The 17088-nt window shown below is 37.3% G+C and carries 10 protein-coding genes; all 10 read right to left on the reverse strand.

Going from position 1 to position 17088, the window contains the following annotated elements:
* Positions 1 to 18: 18 nt before the first annotated feature.
* The gene (locus ACO05K_RS13515) at positions 19 to 3294 is read right to left on the reverse strand and encodes a SusC/RagA family TonB-linked outer membrane protein (RefSeq protein WP_421944961.1); all 3276 of its coding nucleotides are present in this window, start codon (positions 3292 to 3294) and stop codon (positions 19 to 21) included.
* Positions 3295 to 3475: 181 nt separating this feature from the next.
* Positions 3476 to 4534 (reverse strand): FecR family protein, encoded by a 1059-nt coding sequence (locus ACO05K_RS13520; protein ID WP_421944962.1) that lies wholly within the window; start codon positions 4532 to 4534, stop codon positions 3476 to 3478.
* Between the two features lie 300 nt (positions 4535 to 4834).
* Entirely contained in the window at positions 4835 to 5389 is a 555-nt protein-coding gene (locus ACO05K_RS13525; protein WP_421944963.1) for an RNA polymerase sigma factor, read from the reverse strand.
* A 123-nt stretch (positions 5390 to 5512) separates the two neighbouring features.
* A complete protein-coding gene (locus ACO05K_RS13530; RefSeq protein ID WP_421944964.1) occupies positions 5513 to 7396 on the reverse strand; it encodes an alpha-amylase family glycosyl hydrolase in 1884 nt (627 codons plus the stop codon).
* Positions 7397 to 7516: 120 nt separating this feature from the next.
* Positions 7517 to 8893 (reverse strand): MFS transporter, encoded by a 1377-nt coding sequence (locus tag ACO05K_RS13535; protein ID WP_421944965.1) that lies wholly within the window; start codon positions 8891 to 8893, stop codon positions 7517 to 7519.
* A 124-nt stretch (positions 8894 to 9017) separates the two neighbouring features.
* Positions 9018 to 10883, reverse strand: a complete 1866-nt coding sequence (locus tag ACO05K_RS13540; protein ID WP_421944966.1) for an alpha-amylase family glycosyl hydrolase — start codon at positions 10881 to 10883, stop codon at positions 9018 to 9020.
* A complete protein-coding gene (locus ACO05K_RS13545; RefSeq protein ID WP_421944967.1) occupies positions 10880 to 13198 on the reverse strand; it encodes a glycoside hydrolase family 65 protein in 2319 nt (772 codons plus the stop codon). The genes ACO05K_RS13540 and ACO05K_RS13545 overlap by 4 nt, the downstream gene beginning before the upstream one ends.
* Positions 13199 to 13323: 125 nt before the next feature.
* Positions 13324 to 14004, reverse strand: coding sequence for a beta-phosphoglucomutase (pgmB, locus tag ACO05K_RS13550; RefSeq protein WP_421944968.1), 681 nt, complete (start codon positions 14002 to 14004; stop codon positions 13324 to 13326).
* A 63-nt stretch (positions 14005 to 14067) separates the two neighbouring features.
* Positions 14068 to 15831 carry a glycoside hydrolase family 13 protein gene (locus ACO05K_RS13555; protein ID WP_421944969.1) on the reverse strand — a complete coding sequence of 588 codons (1764 nt, stop codon included), beginning with the start codon at positions 15829 to 15831 and terminating at the stop codon, positions 14068 to 14070.
* Between the two features lie 216 nt (positions 15832 to 16047).
* A complete protein-coding gene (locus ACO05K_RS13560) occupies positions 16048 to 17082 on the reverse strand; it encodes a SusE domain-containing protein (protein ID WP_421944970.1) in 1035 nt (344 codons plus the stop codon).
* Positions 17083 to 17088: the final 6 nt, after the last annotated feature.

A 17088-nucleotide genomic window follows, 5' to 3' on the forward strand; every position in this document is an offset into this window, starting at 1 on the left:
TTCAATTCGTTTAGAAGATTATAACTTAACACTTAAATTTAAACCGTAAGTACGCACAGGTGGCACACCGCCTAGCTCCATACCGGGAATGGTTGCATTATAACTAGATTCAGGGTCGATGTTATTCGTTCTTTTCATCAGGATAAATAAGTTACGCCCAACAAAACTTACATTTAAGCCTTTAATCTTATTATTAAACATTTTAGCCGGGAAATTATAACCAAGAATTACTTGTCTGAATTTGATGAAACTAGCGTCTTGAACGAATTGCTTTGAAACATTGTTAGCATAAGTGCTGTAATAATTTGCAGCATTAACACCTAAAGCATCACGATTTTCGAGCGTTGCCTGATGTAAGCCAAAAATGTAACCGTAGTAATCAGTAGCCGAGAAGATTTTTCCGCCCCATTTTCCATCAATTAAGAAAGATAGATTTACACCTTTATAATTGAATTCGTTATTCCAGCCTGCAGCCCACTTATTATAAGCTGAACCATAAGCCTTTAACTCTCCCCTTTGTGGTGCACCATTTGCATCTTTTAAAATATTGCCTGTCGCATCGTATAAGAAATCATAAGCCATAACCTGTCCGATAGCTTTACCTTCTAAATTTTGCAAGAAACCAACATTACTTCTTGAAGTTGCTAAAAGCTGAGATGCTGTTCCAGGCGCAAGCGTAATTACCTTGTTATCATTATATGAACCGTTTACACTTGATGTCCAGCTGAAATCTTCGTTCTTTAAAACTATACCAGAAACTAAGGCTTCAACACCTTTGTTTCTAAGTTCACCAATATTTAAAACAGCACCGCTGTAACCTGTAGTAGTAGAAGTTGGAACAGGAAGAATTTCATCAGTAGATTTTTTGTTATACCAGGTAAAATCTAAACTTAATCTATCTTTAAAGAACTTCATTTCAGTACCAATTTCTAACTCAGTTGCCTTTGAAGCTCTTAAAGATGAATTTGGAATAGAACTGTTTACAATATTTCCTAAAGGATTGTTGTTGATGGATTCGCTACGTAAATTATAATAAAGTTGAGTTTGGAAAGGTATAGTTGCTTGTCCAACCATTGCATAACCTGCTCTTAATTTACCAAAACTTAAAAACGATGGTTTCCATAATTCGGAAAACACAAATGAACCACTAACCGAAGGATAGATTACGTTAAGTTTATTGTCTTTGCCTGGTGTAGCCAGCGTCGAGAACCAATCTGAACGGGCACTTCCTGTTAAGTACAAAACATCTTTATAAGCAAGTTCTAAAGTTCCATAGACCGATTGCGTTTCTTGGTCTTGTTTATAAGCTGAAACTGATTTCCCACCTGTATTTGCTAAAGTATAAATACCGAATAACTGAAATGATGCACCTCCATTAGTAACGGCTTCGCTTTTTGTACGACGAAAACTTGCACCAATATTTGGTGTGATGGAGAAATCATCAACTTTAAAAGATTTACCAACTAAACCATCGATATTAATATCAGAGAATTTACTGTTTTGTTCAGTATAACCACCATCAGCATCGTAAGCTGTGCCAGAAGGCGTAACGGCGATGTAACTATCATTATATGAATCTCTACCAGCTCTTCCTTGTAAAAATAATCCGTTGTCAAAAGTATATTTAGCACTGAATGAACTTAATAAACGCTCTCTTTTGGTATTGTGAATAAAATCGTAAGCTGCAAACCATGGGTTTGTTGCATAAGGATTACCTGTATTGTAAGAAAGTTCGTTTCCGTTAGGTAATTTACCAGGCTGTAAGGTTGCAATATTTACACTTGTTGGTAAAAATGCAGCATTATAATTGGCATTACCTGCACCGTCTGAAAGCATTGGTCTGTTATTGGCCTGCTCTAAAATGTAGTTTACACGAGCATCGATTACTAAATTCTTGATTGGATCAAAAGTTCCTGATAAGGTGAAGTTTTGTCTGTCGAGACCAGAGTTTGGCACAACAGATTTATTGGTTAAATCGCTTGCTGATAAACGAATTACACCGCCAGTGAACGATTTATTCAGCGCTAATGTATTTGTCCAGCTTCCTCCAGTTCTGTAAAAATCTTCAATATTATTTTCTTGTGCAGTATATGGTCTGCTCACACCATCAAACTGGATAACACTGCTACCATCTAATCTTGCACCCCAGCTAGAACTTCCAGTTGAAGCCGCAGCAAGTTGCGTAGTAGGTTTTAACCCATTTACACCTTGACCATAAACATATTGCCAGTTTGTTCTGTCCATAATCTGTTCGGCAACGTAATTACTGCTAAACTCTATGCTATTTCCTTTTCCACTTTTTGTGGTGATTAAAATTACCCCAGCTTTTGCCCTGTTACCGTAAAGCGCAGATGCAGCCGCACCTTTAAGCACCGAAATACTTTCGATATCATCGGGATTTAAGTTGCTTATTGCATCGCCCAAATCAGGTGCATTATCGTACTGACCACCATTATTACCAATTCCGATTGTACTGCCAAATCCAACTGGAGCACTTTCCATCGGGATACCATTTACAACATATAATGGCTGACTTGAAGAGCCCAAACTTGAAACACCACGAATGGTTACGTTAGTTGCAGCACCTGCACCACCTGATGTTCCGGCGATATCTAAACCGGCAACTTTACCAACTAAAGAATTTGTAATGTTATTTTCACGAGCTTGTGTTAAGGTTTCTCCGCCAACTTGAGTTACTGAATAACCTAAAGCCCTTCTTTCTTTCTTGATACCTAAAGCTGTAACCACAACATCACTAAGTTGTTTCGTATCCTCAGCTAAAACAATATCAATACTGGTTTGATTACCTATTGAAACTTCTTTGGTTTGAAATCCTGCGTAAGAAACAACAAGAACAGCATTTTCAGGAGCATTTAAAGCAAATTTTCCGTTAACATCTGTCGATACACCAATCGCCGTTCCTTTTACCCTTACTGTGGCTCCGGGTAGTGAACCGCCAAGTGCATCTTTAACCGTTCCAGAAATTGGAACTTCTTTATTTCTGCTGATAACAATTAAACCTCCATCAGAAACTGAATACTTTAAATTTGTTCTGTTTAAAATTGTAGATAAAACTTCAGTAACTAAAGTATTAGAAACCGTAATACTTACATCCTTATTAACAGGAACGTAAGAAGAGCTATACACAAAATGATAACTGCTTTGCTGCTCAATAATCTGTAAAACCCTGGCTAGCTTTGTTTTCTTTACATCGAGTGAGATTTTTTCCTGAGAAAAAACCGATGCAGAAACATTAAGACAGGTAATGAAAACCATGATACAGGTTAGTTTCATTAGCATAATGAATTTTAAAAGCCTCCGGTATTTCGGATGCCCTTGCAGTAAGTAATAATAAATCATATTTTTGTTTTTTTTGGTTGCATAATTATCTGGCAGCAATCTGTTTGCGCATAAACTGCCATTTGATTAATCAAAGAAGAATTTAAGGGCGGTGCGCCAACACCGTCCTTTTTTTCTACTTAGAAATGATTACTTGATTTCCTTTTATTTCATATTTAAAATTTTCTACTTTCTGTAATGTCGACATTACCTGGTCTATGTTTTCGTTGATAAATGTTGCGGTAAAGCGATACTTTTCAATCTCAGGATCGGCAAACTTAATTTCTACATTAAACCACTTTTCCAGCACACCTTTTATCTCATCAAAATCCTGATCGTAGATTTCAATCCGATTTTTGGTCCATGCAGTTTCTACGATGGTACTATCCTTAATTAATGTGTAATGGTTAATGGTAATTTCCGGTCGCGTAGAAGCTGGTTTTAAAACTTTCTTAGCTTGTGTTTGAGGTAAGTTTTTGTAAAATGTAACTTTCTGACTAGGCTTTAAAGTAATTGTTCCACCGTTTCCATTAACGGCCTCCATTGTAATTAAGCCATTAATCAAGGTCGCTTCTGAGGTTACTTCATCTGGGTAAGCTTTTACATTGAAAGATGTTCCAAGCACATTAATATTAAACTCTGCCGTATGAACTTGAAATGGTTTCTCTTTATTATGCACAACATCGAAATAGGCTTCACCTGTTAAAATCACTTCACGTAATTTCGTATTAAAGTCTTTGCTCACAGATAGCGAACTCTTGGCATTCAATAGAACTGTTGTACCATCGCTTAACGTGATCTTTTTCCTTTCACCAGTGCTGGTTTTAAAAACTTGAGCAACTGCTATTGGTTCATCAGATATTTTATTATTGTAGTTTTGATAAATAAATCCAATTAAACCAATTAGGAGAATTGCTGCTGCAATTTTTAACCATGAAGGATTAATTTTTAATGTTTTAGGTGCAGTATTAAAATTTTCTTTAAAACTATCGAATTGATTATTTATTGGCTGTTTGTTTCCGCTTAGAATAAAAAATAATTTTTTAGCTTCTGTTATAACTTCAGCTTGCTCTGGATGTGCCTTAATATATTTTTCCCAATATCCTACACATAGCTTGTCTGTTCCGGCACAATATTGCTGGAAAGTGCTATCAACAAGAAAGTCTTCTGAATTGAAGTGACTTCTATCAATCATTATTATTTGGCTTTTATATATCAGTGCCCAAAACCTTTACTTTTTCCTAAAGAAATTTTAACTTTTTTTTAACATGACGAAATAACTGCGTTGCAGCAGTATAGGATGAGGAAATAAAATTTTAGAATAAAACCGAAAAATCCAAATTATCAAACAAATTCGTCATTCCCACGCGGGTGGGAATCCTAAAGCTGGAGCACAACGAACACTTTAAGATTCACGCTTTCGCGAGAATGACGTTGTGGACTAGTCATTCGTATAAATAAGAGAACCTACCCGTAGATGTATAGATAATTTCGGTTACGATTTAAACTCTTTCCTCAGCACTTTTAGTGCATCATAAATGGTATTGTAAGCTGTTTTAATGGTTTGGTTGGTTTGTTCGGCGATTTGTTCGTAACTCAATCCATCAAAAAACTTAAGGTGTATTAATTGCTTCTGCCTGAAAGTGAGTTTCTCCAAAGCATTTTTTAGCTGATGTCTGACCAATTCATCGCTTTGCACTTTAACGATAAATTCTTCGTAACTCATTTCCATCCATTCGCCATCTGCCCCTGCGTTATTAAGTGCAATGCTTAATTTTTTCTTACGTTCGAGGATTCGGAGTAATTTCCGTTTAAGAAACGTTCGTAAGTAGGCTTCCACATTATCAACTCTTGATAAAGTTTCATGTTTCTCCCAAATGGTGGTAAAAACCAAATCGGTAGCTTCGCTGGAAATATCTGCATCAGCACAAACCCTAATACCAAAATTTACCAGTGGATAGTAAAGTTCTTTGTAGAGATCAAAAAAAGCATCTTTATCGGCGGCACGTAATCGTTCCCACAGCAAATGATGCGCTAATTTGTTCTCCATGTATTAGTTAGTTGTTAAGGTAAGGTTAGCTAAAATAGAGATAAATTAATACAAATAGCCGCCAATAATCAGATTTTCTTTCAATTTCCAGATTATTGGCGGCCACACTAAATTTAAACGAATTTATTTTAAAGCTACCTTACTAAATACATGGTATTCTCCGGGCGCTAATGTTGCGGTATAATTGTTAGATGATAAGTTAACATTACTTCCAAAGGCATCAATCCAAGTTCCCGATGCACCAAAATCTACATTTGCAGTTTGATTGACCACATCGAAATTCCCGACAACAACTACTGTATTTGAACCTTCAACCAGCTTGATGTATTTTACTCCACCTGTTAAATTATAAGTTGAGTTGGTAGAATTGAAAATGGAATTATTTCTTTTTAGCTTGATTAATTTCGCATAAACATCATACAAAGCTTTTCTATTTGGCTCGTTAAAATATTCCCATTTGATTGGTTTTTCTCCTGTTCTGCCATTGAAATCGATGTTTACATCATAACCCAATTCGCCAAATTGCCAAACCATTTTCGGACCTGGTATGGCGAATAAAAATGCTGCAGCTATTTCCTCACGTTTTAATGATGTGGCCAGATTCCCTTTGATTGCATAATTACCCGAAACGTTTCCATAAGTGATGTTTTTGAAATTTAAACGCTCCTCATCATGGCTTTCGCCATAACCTACCAGATTTTCTGATTTAGAAAAACCATGATTTGCATAAAATCCCCACTGAAAGTTAGAATTGGTTAACCAACCCATAGTCGCTTCGTTCATGTTATAATTTAAATTATTCCAAAGCATCATACCATCATCAGCCAAAACTTTTTCTTCTGATTCTTCCGCGAAATGCTCTAATATCACATAAAAGTTATTCGCGTCGATACTTTTGATATAGCTATTGTAATCTTTCCAGATGGCCACTCTACCTGCATCGTATTTTCTGAAAACATCATCTCCTGAAGATTGCGTTTGTGTAAATCCTTTAGATAAATCGAAACGGAAACCATCAATTTTGTACTGCTGCATCCAGAATTTGATTACATCTTTCGAGAACTTTTTAGTAGCTGCGCTTTCGTGATTAAAATCGTAACCCACATTAAAAGGATGTTTGGCATCAACATTAAACCAAGGACTATTTGCAGTTGGTTTCGAGCCATCAAAATATAATTGCACCATCGGCGATTGTCCGAATGAGTGGTTTAAAACCATATCCATAATTACAGCAATTCCTTTACCGTGGCATTCATCAATAAAGTTTTGTAAAGCTGTTTTTGTTCCGTAATATTTATCCGCAGCAAAATAAAATGATGGATTATAACCCCAGCTTAAATTCCCCTCAAATTCATTTACCGGCATCAGTTCAATTGCATTAATGCCTAAACCAGTTAAATAATCAAGCTTTGCTAACGTAGACGCATAAGTATGCTCGGTGGTAAAATCACGAATGAGCAATTCATAAATCACTAAATTATTTTTTTCTGGTCGAGTAAAACTGTTATTTTTCCAGGTGTAAGTTGGCTGGTTTGCTTGCATTACACTCACAATCCCTGTTGTTTTTCCCGTTGGATAAGCTTTCAAATTGGGATAAACACTCGAGGTGATGTACTTATCATTATCCGGGTCGAGAACTTTCTCGCTGTAAGGGTCGGCAACTTTTAAATTTCCATCAACATAAAATTGATAAGCGTACTCGGTGTTAGGGTTAAGATTATTAATTTGAACCCACCAGGTATTTCCATCACTGGTTTTCTTCATCACAGAAGCCGTTGTCGACCAATCGTTAAATTCACCAATTAACGAAACCGAGTTTTTCCCAGGTGCGTAAAGCGTTACAATGGCCGATGTGCCGTTATTGATAAAAGCAACGCCATCTTTTGCGCCAGCAGGTAAATCTGTCGTTGGGTTTGTTGGTGTTTCTGTTCCTCCATCGGTAGAAGATTTTTTGCAGGAAGTATGGAATGCTGTTACAAACAGCAGTAGGTAGATGATTTTTTTCATTTGATTAGGATTGTTATAGAGGAGTCGTCATTGCGAGGCACAGCTTGTCCCGACGCTTCGGGAAAGCAATCTTATACTATAGCTTTAAGATTGCTTCGTACCTCGCAATGACGGAATATATTACACTGACCTATTTTCTTCAATAGACAGTTCTGAAGCTAAAACTTCATCCGTTTTCTTTGGTTCTCTGATAAATAAATAGCAAATCATAGCGGCTAGAATCATTAATCCTCCACCAAGTTGAACTGCTAAAAGTCTATCATTATTTAATACATTTCGCATTAACCATCCGAAGCCAAGTGAGGCAATAATCTCTGGTAATACGATGAAGAAATTAAAAATCCCCATGTAAATACCGATTTTATCTTTAGGTAAGGAGCCGCTTAACATGGCGTAAGGCATAGAAAGAATACTTGCCCAGGCAATACCGACACCTGTCATACATACATAAAGCATGTTTTTATCATGAACCCAAGCCACACTGATTAAGCCAATTGCACCACAAATTAAACATAAAGCGTGGGTAGTTTTTCTGCCCAAAGCATCGGCGATTTTTGGTAAAACCAATGCGAAAAGAAAGGTAATTACGCTGTAATAAGCTAAGGTTAAACTTCCGAAATCGGCACCCTGAGCATAAATTGGGTCGGCTGCATCTTTACCACCAAATACGTTTACCGCAACTGCCGTGGTGTAATAAAACCACATTAAAAATAAACCTGGCCAGGTAAAAAACTGCACCAAAGAAACAATTTGCATTCGTTTCGGCATATTTTTTAGGGCATGGAAAATTTCCCTTGCACCACCGCCGAAACCTTTATTGCTTTCCAAAACTTTTTCTTTAAAATCAACCTCTTGTGGCGGATATTCTTTAGTGGTTAAAACCGTCCACAGTACCGCAGCAAAAAAGAAAAATGCACCGATATAAAAAGAGAATTTTACATTTTCGGGGATGTTGCCTTGAGTTGCTGTATTCTGTAGATGAAAAACATTGTTCATTAACCAAGGTAGTGCCGAAGCGATACTTCCACCCAAACCAATCATCATGCTTTGCATAATAAAACCACGGTTAACCTGACTGTCAGGTAACTTATCGGTAACGAAAGCACGGAAAGGTTCCATCGCGATGTTCCCAAAAACATCTAAAATCCAAAGTAAACCTGCAGCCATCCATAAAACACTACTGTGCGGCATGAAAATTAAAGCGATACTGCTCACGATTGCACCAATCATGAAATAAGGTCTTCTTCTGCCCCATTTGGGATGCCAGGTTCTATCGCTCAAATAACCAATAATCGGTTGAACCAAAAGACCAGTTAATGGTGCTGCTAAAAACAACAATGGAACCTGGTCGGGGTTTGCGCCAAGGTTTTCGTAAATACGCCCCATGTTGGCACGTTGTAAATCCCAACCAAATTGGATTCCGAAGAAACCTACACTCATATTAATAATTTGTGCAAGGGTTAATTTCGGGTTCTCGAATACTGTTTTTAAGCTCATTGTATTTGGTTTATTTAACCGCAAAGGGCGCAGAGCGAAAAAGCGCTAAGGACGCAAAGTTTGGTGTTTACACTTAGTATACTTTGCGAAAATCTTTGCGTTCTTTGCGGTTAATTTTATTGGTTTAAAATTCTATCACTTGTGCCGAAACCGGTCCAAGTTTAACAGGAATGCTCGTTCCTGCTGGTATATTTAATTTTCTATCCGATAATAAATCCGTTACCGGAGAAGAGTTCTTAACTTTTAAAATATGGTCAGGGATTTCGATATTGGCTTCTAAAGTTTCATTTCTATCGAAGTTTGCCACAACCAATAAACGTTGTTTGCCCGAATAACGAATAAAAGCATACATACGGTTATTCATATTTCCAGCTTGCGGAACATCATAAATTTCGCCGTTTACAACTGCATCACTTGTTGAAGTTACTTTTAAAAGCTGTTTGTAATAAGCCCTTAAATTTTGTTGTGCAGCATTTAATTTATGACCATCGAACAAACCGCCATTCATCCATTTCTGATGATTTGGAACGCCCCAATAATCGAAAATCGTGGTGCGGTTATCATCGCCACCAAAACCTTCTGCACCTTTTCCTGGTTCGCCAACTTCCTGACCGAAATAAAGCATCACTGGCCCAGAACCTAAAGTTGCCGAAACCACCATTGCAGGCAAAGCCAGTTCAGCTTTTCCGGCAAATCCTGCCGATGCAATCCGCTCCTCGTCATGGTTTTCTAAAAAGCGCAACATATTTTTGCCAAAACCAGCACTTTCTTTCTGCCATACATAACGAATAGCGGCTACATCTGCATGAGGTTCGTTTCTGATTAATCTTTTCAATCCATCATACAATCCAACTTTATCATATAGATAATCGAATTTTCCTTCCTCCAGATATTGTTTGTAAACTTGTGGATTATAAGCTTCGCCCAAGAAAATTAAATCTGGATTAACTTGTTTCACCTGAGGAATAACCCAGTTCCAGAAGGCAATAGGCACCATTTCGGCCATATCACAACGAAAACCATCAACATCTTTTTTCGTCCAGAAGATTAAAATATCTCTCATTTTAGTCCACACTGGTGGAATAGGTTCGAAGTGATTTTGTCTGCCGTTTTGGTAATCAACACCATAATTTAACTTAATGGTTTCGTACCAATCGTCATATTTCGGCGATGCTGTAAAAGCATCATTGCCCGTTGCTTTCGCTGGATTTTCATCAAACTTTCCATCCTGCAAAGCAGATAATGGCGTTTTTTGTCTATTGGTCGGCACCACAAAAGGCTGACCAGGGATATAGTAAAAATCGTTCTGTGGACTAAAACCTTTAGTTACATCATCCTTCGCACCAAAATCAACTACATTTTTTGGTTTGGCGTAAGAATGATAACTTCTGGCTACATGGTTTGGAACGAAATCGATAATTACTTTCAGGTTTTTAGCGTGTGTTCTTTTTACCAAAGATTCGAACTCTTTCATTCGATTCTTCACATCAACTGCTAAATCAGGATTTACATCATAGTAATCGCGAATGGCGTAAGGCGAACCCGCTCTGCCTTTAACCACATCCGCATCATCAACCTTAATTCCATAAGCAGAATAATCGGTTAAACTGGCGTGAGCGATAGCACCCGTGTACCAAACGTAATTGACATGAAGCTCTTTTATGCCATCTAAAGCTTTATCCGTAATATCATTAAACTTCCCCGAACCGTTTTGTTCAATGGTGCCGTAAGGGATGTTAGCTGTATTTTTATTCCCGAATAAACGCGGCAATAACTGATATATAACGATTTGTTTATCGTTCATTTTTTTACTCTTTTTTTGTGCAAATGATGATGATGAAAGAATGGTAAAGATGATGGAAAGTGCTAAAATCCTCCTTGTGCCACCTCCAAGTGGAGTAAAGCATGAAGCAAAGAAAACCTTTCCACTTATTAAGGCTTGAGGTTTAAACCCTATACCCTCAACCTCTAAACCCTTCACCTTAATCATACCAACTCCGCGTTATTCACTTCGATTTCTGCGTTTCCAGCCAGTTTATAAACCTGGTTTCTGATACCGATTTCTAAATCAACATCATTGTTATTTTTAATGTTGATGCCGTTTTCTGTGATGTTCACTTTCAAGGTTGCACCTCTGAAACCAATGGTAAACGAGAACGATTTCCATTGCGTTGGCAAGAAAGGATTGAATTGCAATTTACCATCGCGAACACGCATACCTGCGAAACCCTCAACCACGCTCATCCAGGTTCCAGCCATCGATGTGATATGCAAACCATCTTCTGTATCGTTGTTATAATCGTCTAAATCTAAACGGGCGGTACGCAAATAGAATTCGTAGGCACGGGCTTCATCATTTAATTTTGCCGCTAAAATACTGTGTACGCAAGGCGATAAAGAACTTTCGTGAACCGTACGAGGCTCATAAAAATCGAAGTTTCTTCTGATGGTTTCTAAATCGTAATCTTCTTCAAAGAAATATAATCCCTGTAAAACATCAGCTTGTTTGATAAATGGCGAACGCAAAATTCTATCCCAACTCCATTTCTGGTTAATTGGTCTTTCGCTTGCCGGCAAATCTTTAACCAAGGTTTGTTCCTTATCCAAATATCCATCTTGCTGTAAGAAAATACCAAGATTTTTATCTTCCGGATAATACATTTTCTCGATAATATCTGCCCAATCGGCAAATTCTTTAGCGTCGAAATTTAAGCTTTTTAATAAGCTGTTATATTTTTCTGGTTGCTGAGTTTTTACAATTTCAGCAGCTTCGGTTGCATATTTCATGCACCAGGTTGCTAATAAATTGGTGTACCAGTTGTTGTTTACGTTGTTTTCGTATTCATTCGGACCAGTAACGCCCAACATTACATATTGCTGTTTTTCGCCACTCCAGTTTACACGTTGTTTCCAGAAACGGGCAATGCCGATTAAAACTTCTAAACCGAAATCTGATAAATAACTTTCATCGCCAGTGTAACGGATGTAATTGAAAATTGCGAATGCAATAGCGCCATTACGATGGATTTCTTCAAAAGTAATTTCCCACTCATTGTGGCATTCTTCGCCATTCATGGTAACCATTGGATATAAAGCAGCACCATCTTTGAAACCTAATTTAGCTGCATTTTCTATCGCTTTGCCCAATTGTTTATGGCGATAAACCAGTAGATTTTTACTTACTTCCTGCGGAGCAGTTGCCAAGTAAAATGGTACACAATAAGCTTCGGTATCCCAGTAAGTAGAACCGCCGTATTTCTCGCCAGTAAAACCTTTCGGACCGATATTTAACCTGTCATCTTTACCTGTATAAGTCTGGAACAGTTGGAAAATATTGAAACGGATAGCCTGTTGAGCCGAAACATCGCCTTCAATTATGATATCGCTTTCTTCCCATTTTTTCGCCCAGGCTTCTGTTTGCTCTTTTAATAAGGTATTGAAACCTTTAGCTGTTGCTTTCGCGATAACTGATTTCGCTTCTTCTAAAAGTGCTTCTTTTGGATAGTTTTCTGAAGATAAATTAGCAGCGATTTTAATCAAAGTGATTTCTTCGTTCGCCTTTACATCAACTGAAAAAGATTGCCCAACGAATTTTTCCTTGCGAACAGCTTCTGGGTTAATGCTTACTTTCTCCGAATTTTTATACAATTCAATGTTGCTCCCTGTGCAAACCTCAAACTCCGTTTTCTTTGTTCTTAGTTTGATGTAAGCTTCCGAACCTGTGATTTCATCTGAAACCATTGTCCAGAATTTTTCATCGTAGTTGCTATCTTGATTTTTGATATCGCCATCGATGAAAGGCATCAATGTGATTTTACCATCAAAGTTTAAAGATGTAATGCTGTAGCGGATTGCGCCAACCTCATCATCAGCTATGCTGCAAAAACGAGTTGCTTTAACTTTTACCGTTTTACCACTTTTCAATTTTGCCGTGAAAGTACGTTCCAAAACACCAGCATGCATATTCAGCACACGTTTGAAATCGCTTACTTCGGCGGTTGCCAAATCTAAGATTTCATCATCCAATTTTACTTCGATGCCCACCCAGTTTGCTGCATTTAAAACTTTGGCAAAATATTCTGGATAGCCGTTTTTCCACCAACCTACTCGGGTTTTATCTGGATAATAAACGCCAGCAACATAATTACCCAAAAGGGTTTCGCCAGTATAAGTTTCTTCAAAATTAGCACGCTGACCCATTCGGCCATTACCTAAACTGAAAATACTTTCCGAAATTTTATTTAAATGTGGATCAAAGCCTTCTTCGATAATGTTCCACTCATCTGCTTTAATGTAATTCTTCATCTTTTATGCTTTCGTCATTGAGGGGCACGAAGCAATCTCCTTTCAGAGCGTTCATCCCCACAATTGATTTGAATTTCTTTCGCTTTAAGATTGCTTCGTGCCTCGCAATGACGGCATTGGCTAACTTATAACTCTTCTAAATCCTTAACTGTTAATTTATCTAATCCACTTACCACGACATCAGCTTCGGTAAGCACACTTTTTTCGCCAATACCGATGGCTTTCATGCCACCGCGTTTTGCGGCTTCAACACCTGCAACGGCATCTTCAAACACCGCACATTCATCAGGTTTGAATCCTAAAAGCTCAGCGCCTTTTAAAAAAACCTCTGGGTCTGGTTTTGATTTCGTAACCATATTGCCATCTACAATTTCATCAAAGAAATGAGCCAGATTGGTGCGTTCTAGAATAATTCCAGAGTTTTTACTTGCAGAACCTAAAGCCAATTTATAACCCGCTTTATGAATTTCGGTTAAAAAATCAACTGTCCCAGGTAAAACCTCAGCAGGTGTCATTTTGGTAATCATATCTACATACCAGCTGTTTTTCAGCGTAGCCAATTCTTCTTTTTCAGCATCTGTTTTTTCTACATTGCCCCAAGCCAAAATTTTATTCAAGCTTTCTACACGGCTTACGCCTTTCAATTGCTCGTTTTGTTCTTCGGTAAAATCGAAACCCATAGTATTGGCCAAACGTTTCCAGGCTTGATAATGATAAACTGCGGTATCTACCAGTACACCATCCAAATCAAAAAGACAGGCTTTTATGGAAGATGTGAGATGTGAAATGTGAGATGTTTCTTGCATTGTTTGATAGTATTTTAGTAGCGAGTATCAAATATCAGGATAGTTCGCATTCTGCTTTTAGCTTTAATTTAACTCCAAAACTAAAGTCGTTTTTGACGGAACTTTAATTTCTTTAAATGATACAGTTTCTCCTGTAATAATGTTTTTTACAGTTGTGATTCCTGCTGTCCGTTCTGCAAATCTTTCGGTATTTAATGTTTTTTCTTTCTCTGTATTATTTGAGATAACCATCACTGAACCTTTAGCCATTTTGTTGTAACGGAAATAAACATAAATATCATCCTCTGGCACAAATTGCATTAATTTTCCAGTTTGTAAAGTCGGACTGTTTTTACGGTAATTTGCTAAAGTTTTCACAAAAGTAAATGCTTCGTTTTCTTTATTTGTTCTGCCATCGGCGATGAACTTATCCTTTTTATCACCATCCCATCCGCCAGGAAAATCAGAACGAACCAAACCATCAGGATTGGAAAAATTCTTCATCAAAATTTCTGTTCCGTAATACATTTGTGGAATACCACGCATGGTTAATAAAAGTGCCATTCCCATTTTATATTTATCGAAATCTTCATTCACAACGGAATAAAAACGACTCATATCATGGTTATCTAAAGCTATGCAATTTAACGATGGGTCTTTGTATAAAAAATCGTGGGCAACAACATCATACAAACGGTTTATACCATCGGTCCAGCCATTTTTACCATTCAAAGCTTCATAAATGCCTTCTTTAACCGCCATATCTGTAATACCTGGTAAGTGTGTATCGAAACCGCGGTTAACTGTATTTCCACCTGTAAAATAAGCCTGATTAGCTACACCATGAACAAAGGTTTCACCAAATACAGATAGATTGGGAAATTCCTTTCTTAACTTAATTGCCCAATCTGCCATGTATTCAGGATCATTATAAGGATATGTATCTAAACGCAGACCATCAATCCCTGCATATTCAATCCACCAGATGTGGTTTTGTGTAAGGTAATTTTGAACGTAAGGATTTTTCTGATTTAAATCTGGCATTGACGGTACAAACCATCCATCAAGCATTTTTTTTCTATCAGCTTCAGATGCATGAGTATCCATAACCGTTTGGTCGCGGTAATTTGTTTGAGTATATTTTGGCCATTGATGCACCCAATTTTTCATTGGTAAATCTTTAAAAAACCAATGTCCGGTACCGATATGGTTGTGCACAATATCTTTTATAATCTTCATGCCTTTAGCATGTGCAGTTTCAACGTATTTCTTAAATAGCTCGTTAGTTCCGTAACGTGGATCAATTTTATAATGATCTGTAGCAGCATAACCATGATAAGAAGCTTGAGGCATGTCGTTTTCAATTTCAGGAGTCATCCACACTGTGGTAATTCCTAAATCTTTAAGATAATCTAAATGGTTAATCACGCCCTGAATATCACCACCGTGGCGGTAGTACATGCTATCGCGATTTAATGCAGTTTCAGTTAAACCCTGAACAACATCATTGCTTTTATCGCCGTTTGAGAAGCGATCGGGCATCAATAAATAAATAAAATCTTTTTGTGTTACACCTTGAATTCTGGTCGCACTTTTGTCGCGGTTTTTTAATTCGTAAGTGTAAGAAAATAGTTTTTTGCCGTTGGCAGAAAAATTTATAGGGAATTTACCTGCCTTTGCTGATGCAGAGATTTCTAAATCAACAAAAAGGTAATTAGGATTTTCAACTTTGTTAACCTTAACCAGTTTTACACCTGGATAAGTTAGAGAGATTGTACTTGCAGCAATATTATCGCCATGAACAAGTAATTGTAATTTAGGATTTTTCATCCCTGAGAACCAAAACATTGGTTCGATACGCTCTAATTTTTGAGCGGATAAGTTAATACAAAAGGAAAGTAGTATTAAGCAAAATGAAATTATCTTTATTCCAGTAGAGCTGAAATTAGTCTGAACATTATATATGTGGGAGCGAAATATTAAGTAGAGGGATCTGATCATGTTGAGACTTTAAGAGATTAAAAAGCCCCGCAGTAGAATTTACTACGGGGCGATTAATAAAAATTAGTTTTTAACTATAGTATAAGAACCACCAGTTACTTTATCAGCAGCTTTTACTACTGTAAGTGTAACTGTATAAGTACCTGCAGTTGCAACTTTAATATTTCCACCATTTAAGGTTAGGGTTGCATCGCCACCTAAATTAATGTCCCAGGCGTGACCGAAACGGAATTTGAATTCACCAACGGTTAAATTTGTTTTTAATGTGTAAACAAGTCCTTTACCATCATTAGTAACTTTCATATCTGTATCGGTATTCCAACCACCTGGTGTTGCATCGCCAATTAAAGCCCACTCGCTTGGTGTACCAAAAACGATAGTGTTTTTGTTTAAATCAACAGTAACCTGTTTAACAACTGCATCAGGCGATTTTAAGTTATCGCCAGCGCTCGAACTGATTTTACCAGCACCTGCATCGCCAAAAGCAATATCCCATTTTTTTGCAGGTGTTACTTTAAATTCTAAGTTACCAGCTGTGTAAGCAATCATACCTGTGTAAACGCCATTGCTTGATACAGAAACCAAACTATCAGCAGTTGCTGGATTCCAGCCTTGGTATGCACCAGGAACATAAATCCATGCAGAAGCTAAATAAGGTGTTGCACTTAAAGTAATAATGTTTGAGTAAGTTAAATCATTAACTGCTGCACCTGATTTTAATCTTACTTCAATTTGTGCAGGAGTTCCAACCTTGCCACCTAAAGCTAAAATCATGTTATTTACATCAGTAACAGTTGGGGCATAGGTTTTATTTGTTACAACAATTTCTCTAACCGGTGTAAAATTGCTTCCTTTTAAACCAAATTGTAAAGTAGTTGTAACTGGTACAACATAACCAGTAGACGTAGCCAAAGGATAACTTAAAGTTACCGCAGGCAATGTAGCGCTACTTTGAACTAAATTTAGCGTTGTAGTAGAAGCTGCCAGTGTACCTGCTGGCGTAATATTTGAAACCGTTCTGGTTTCATCTTTTTTACATGACCAAAGCGATAATGCTATAAAGCAGATAGCTAAGGATTTGAAAAATATTGATTTCATATCTTT

It is taken from the genome of Pedobacter sp. (genome assembly GCF_965227205.1).
Taxonomy (GTDB): domain Bacteria; phylum Bacteroidota; class Bacteroidia; order Sphingobacteriales; family Sphingobacteriaceae; genus Pedobacter.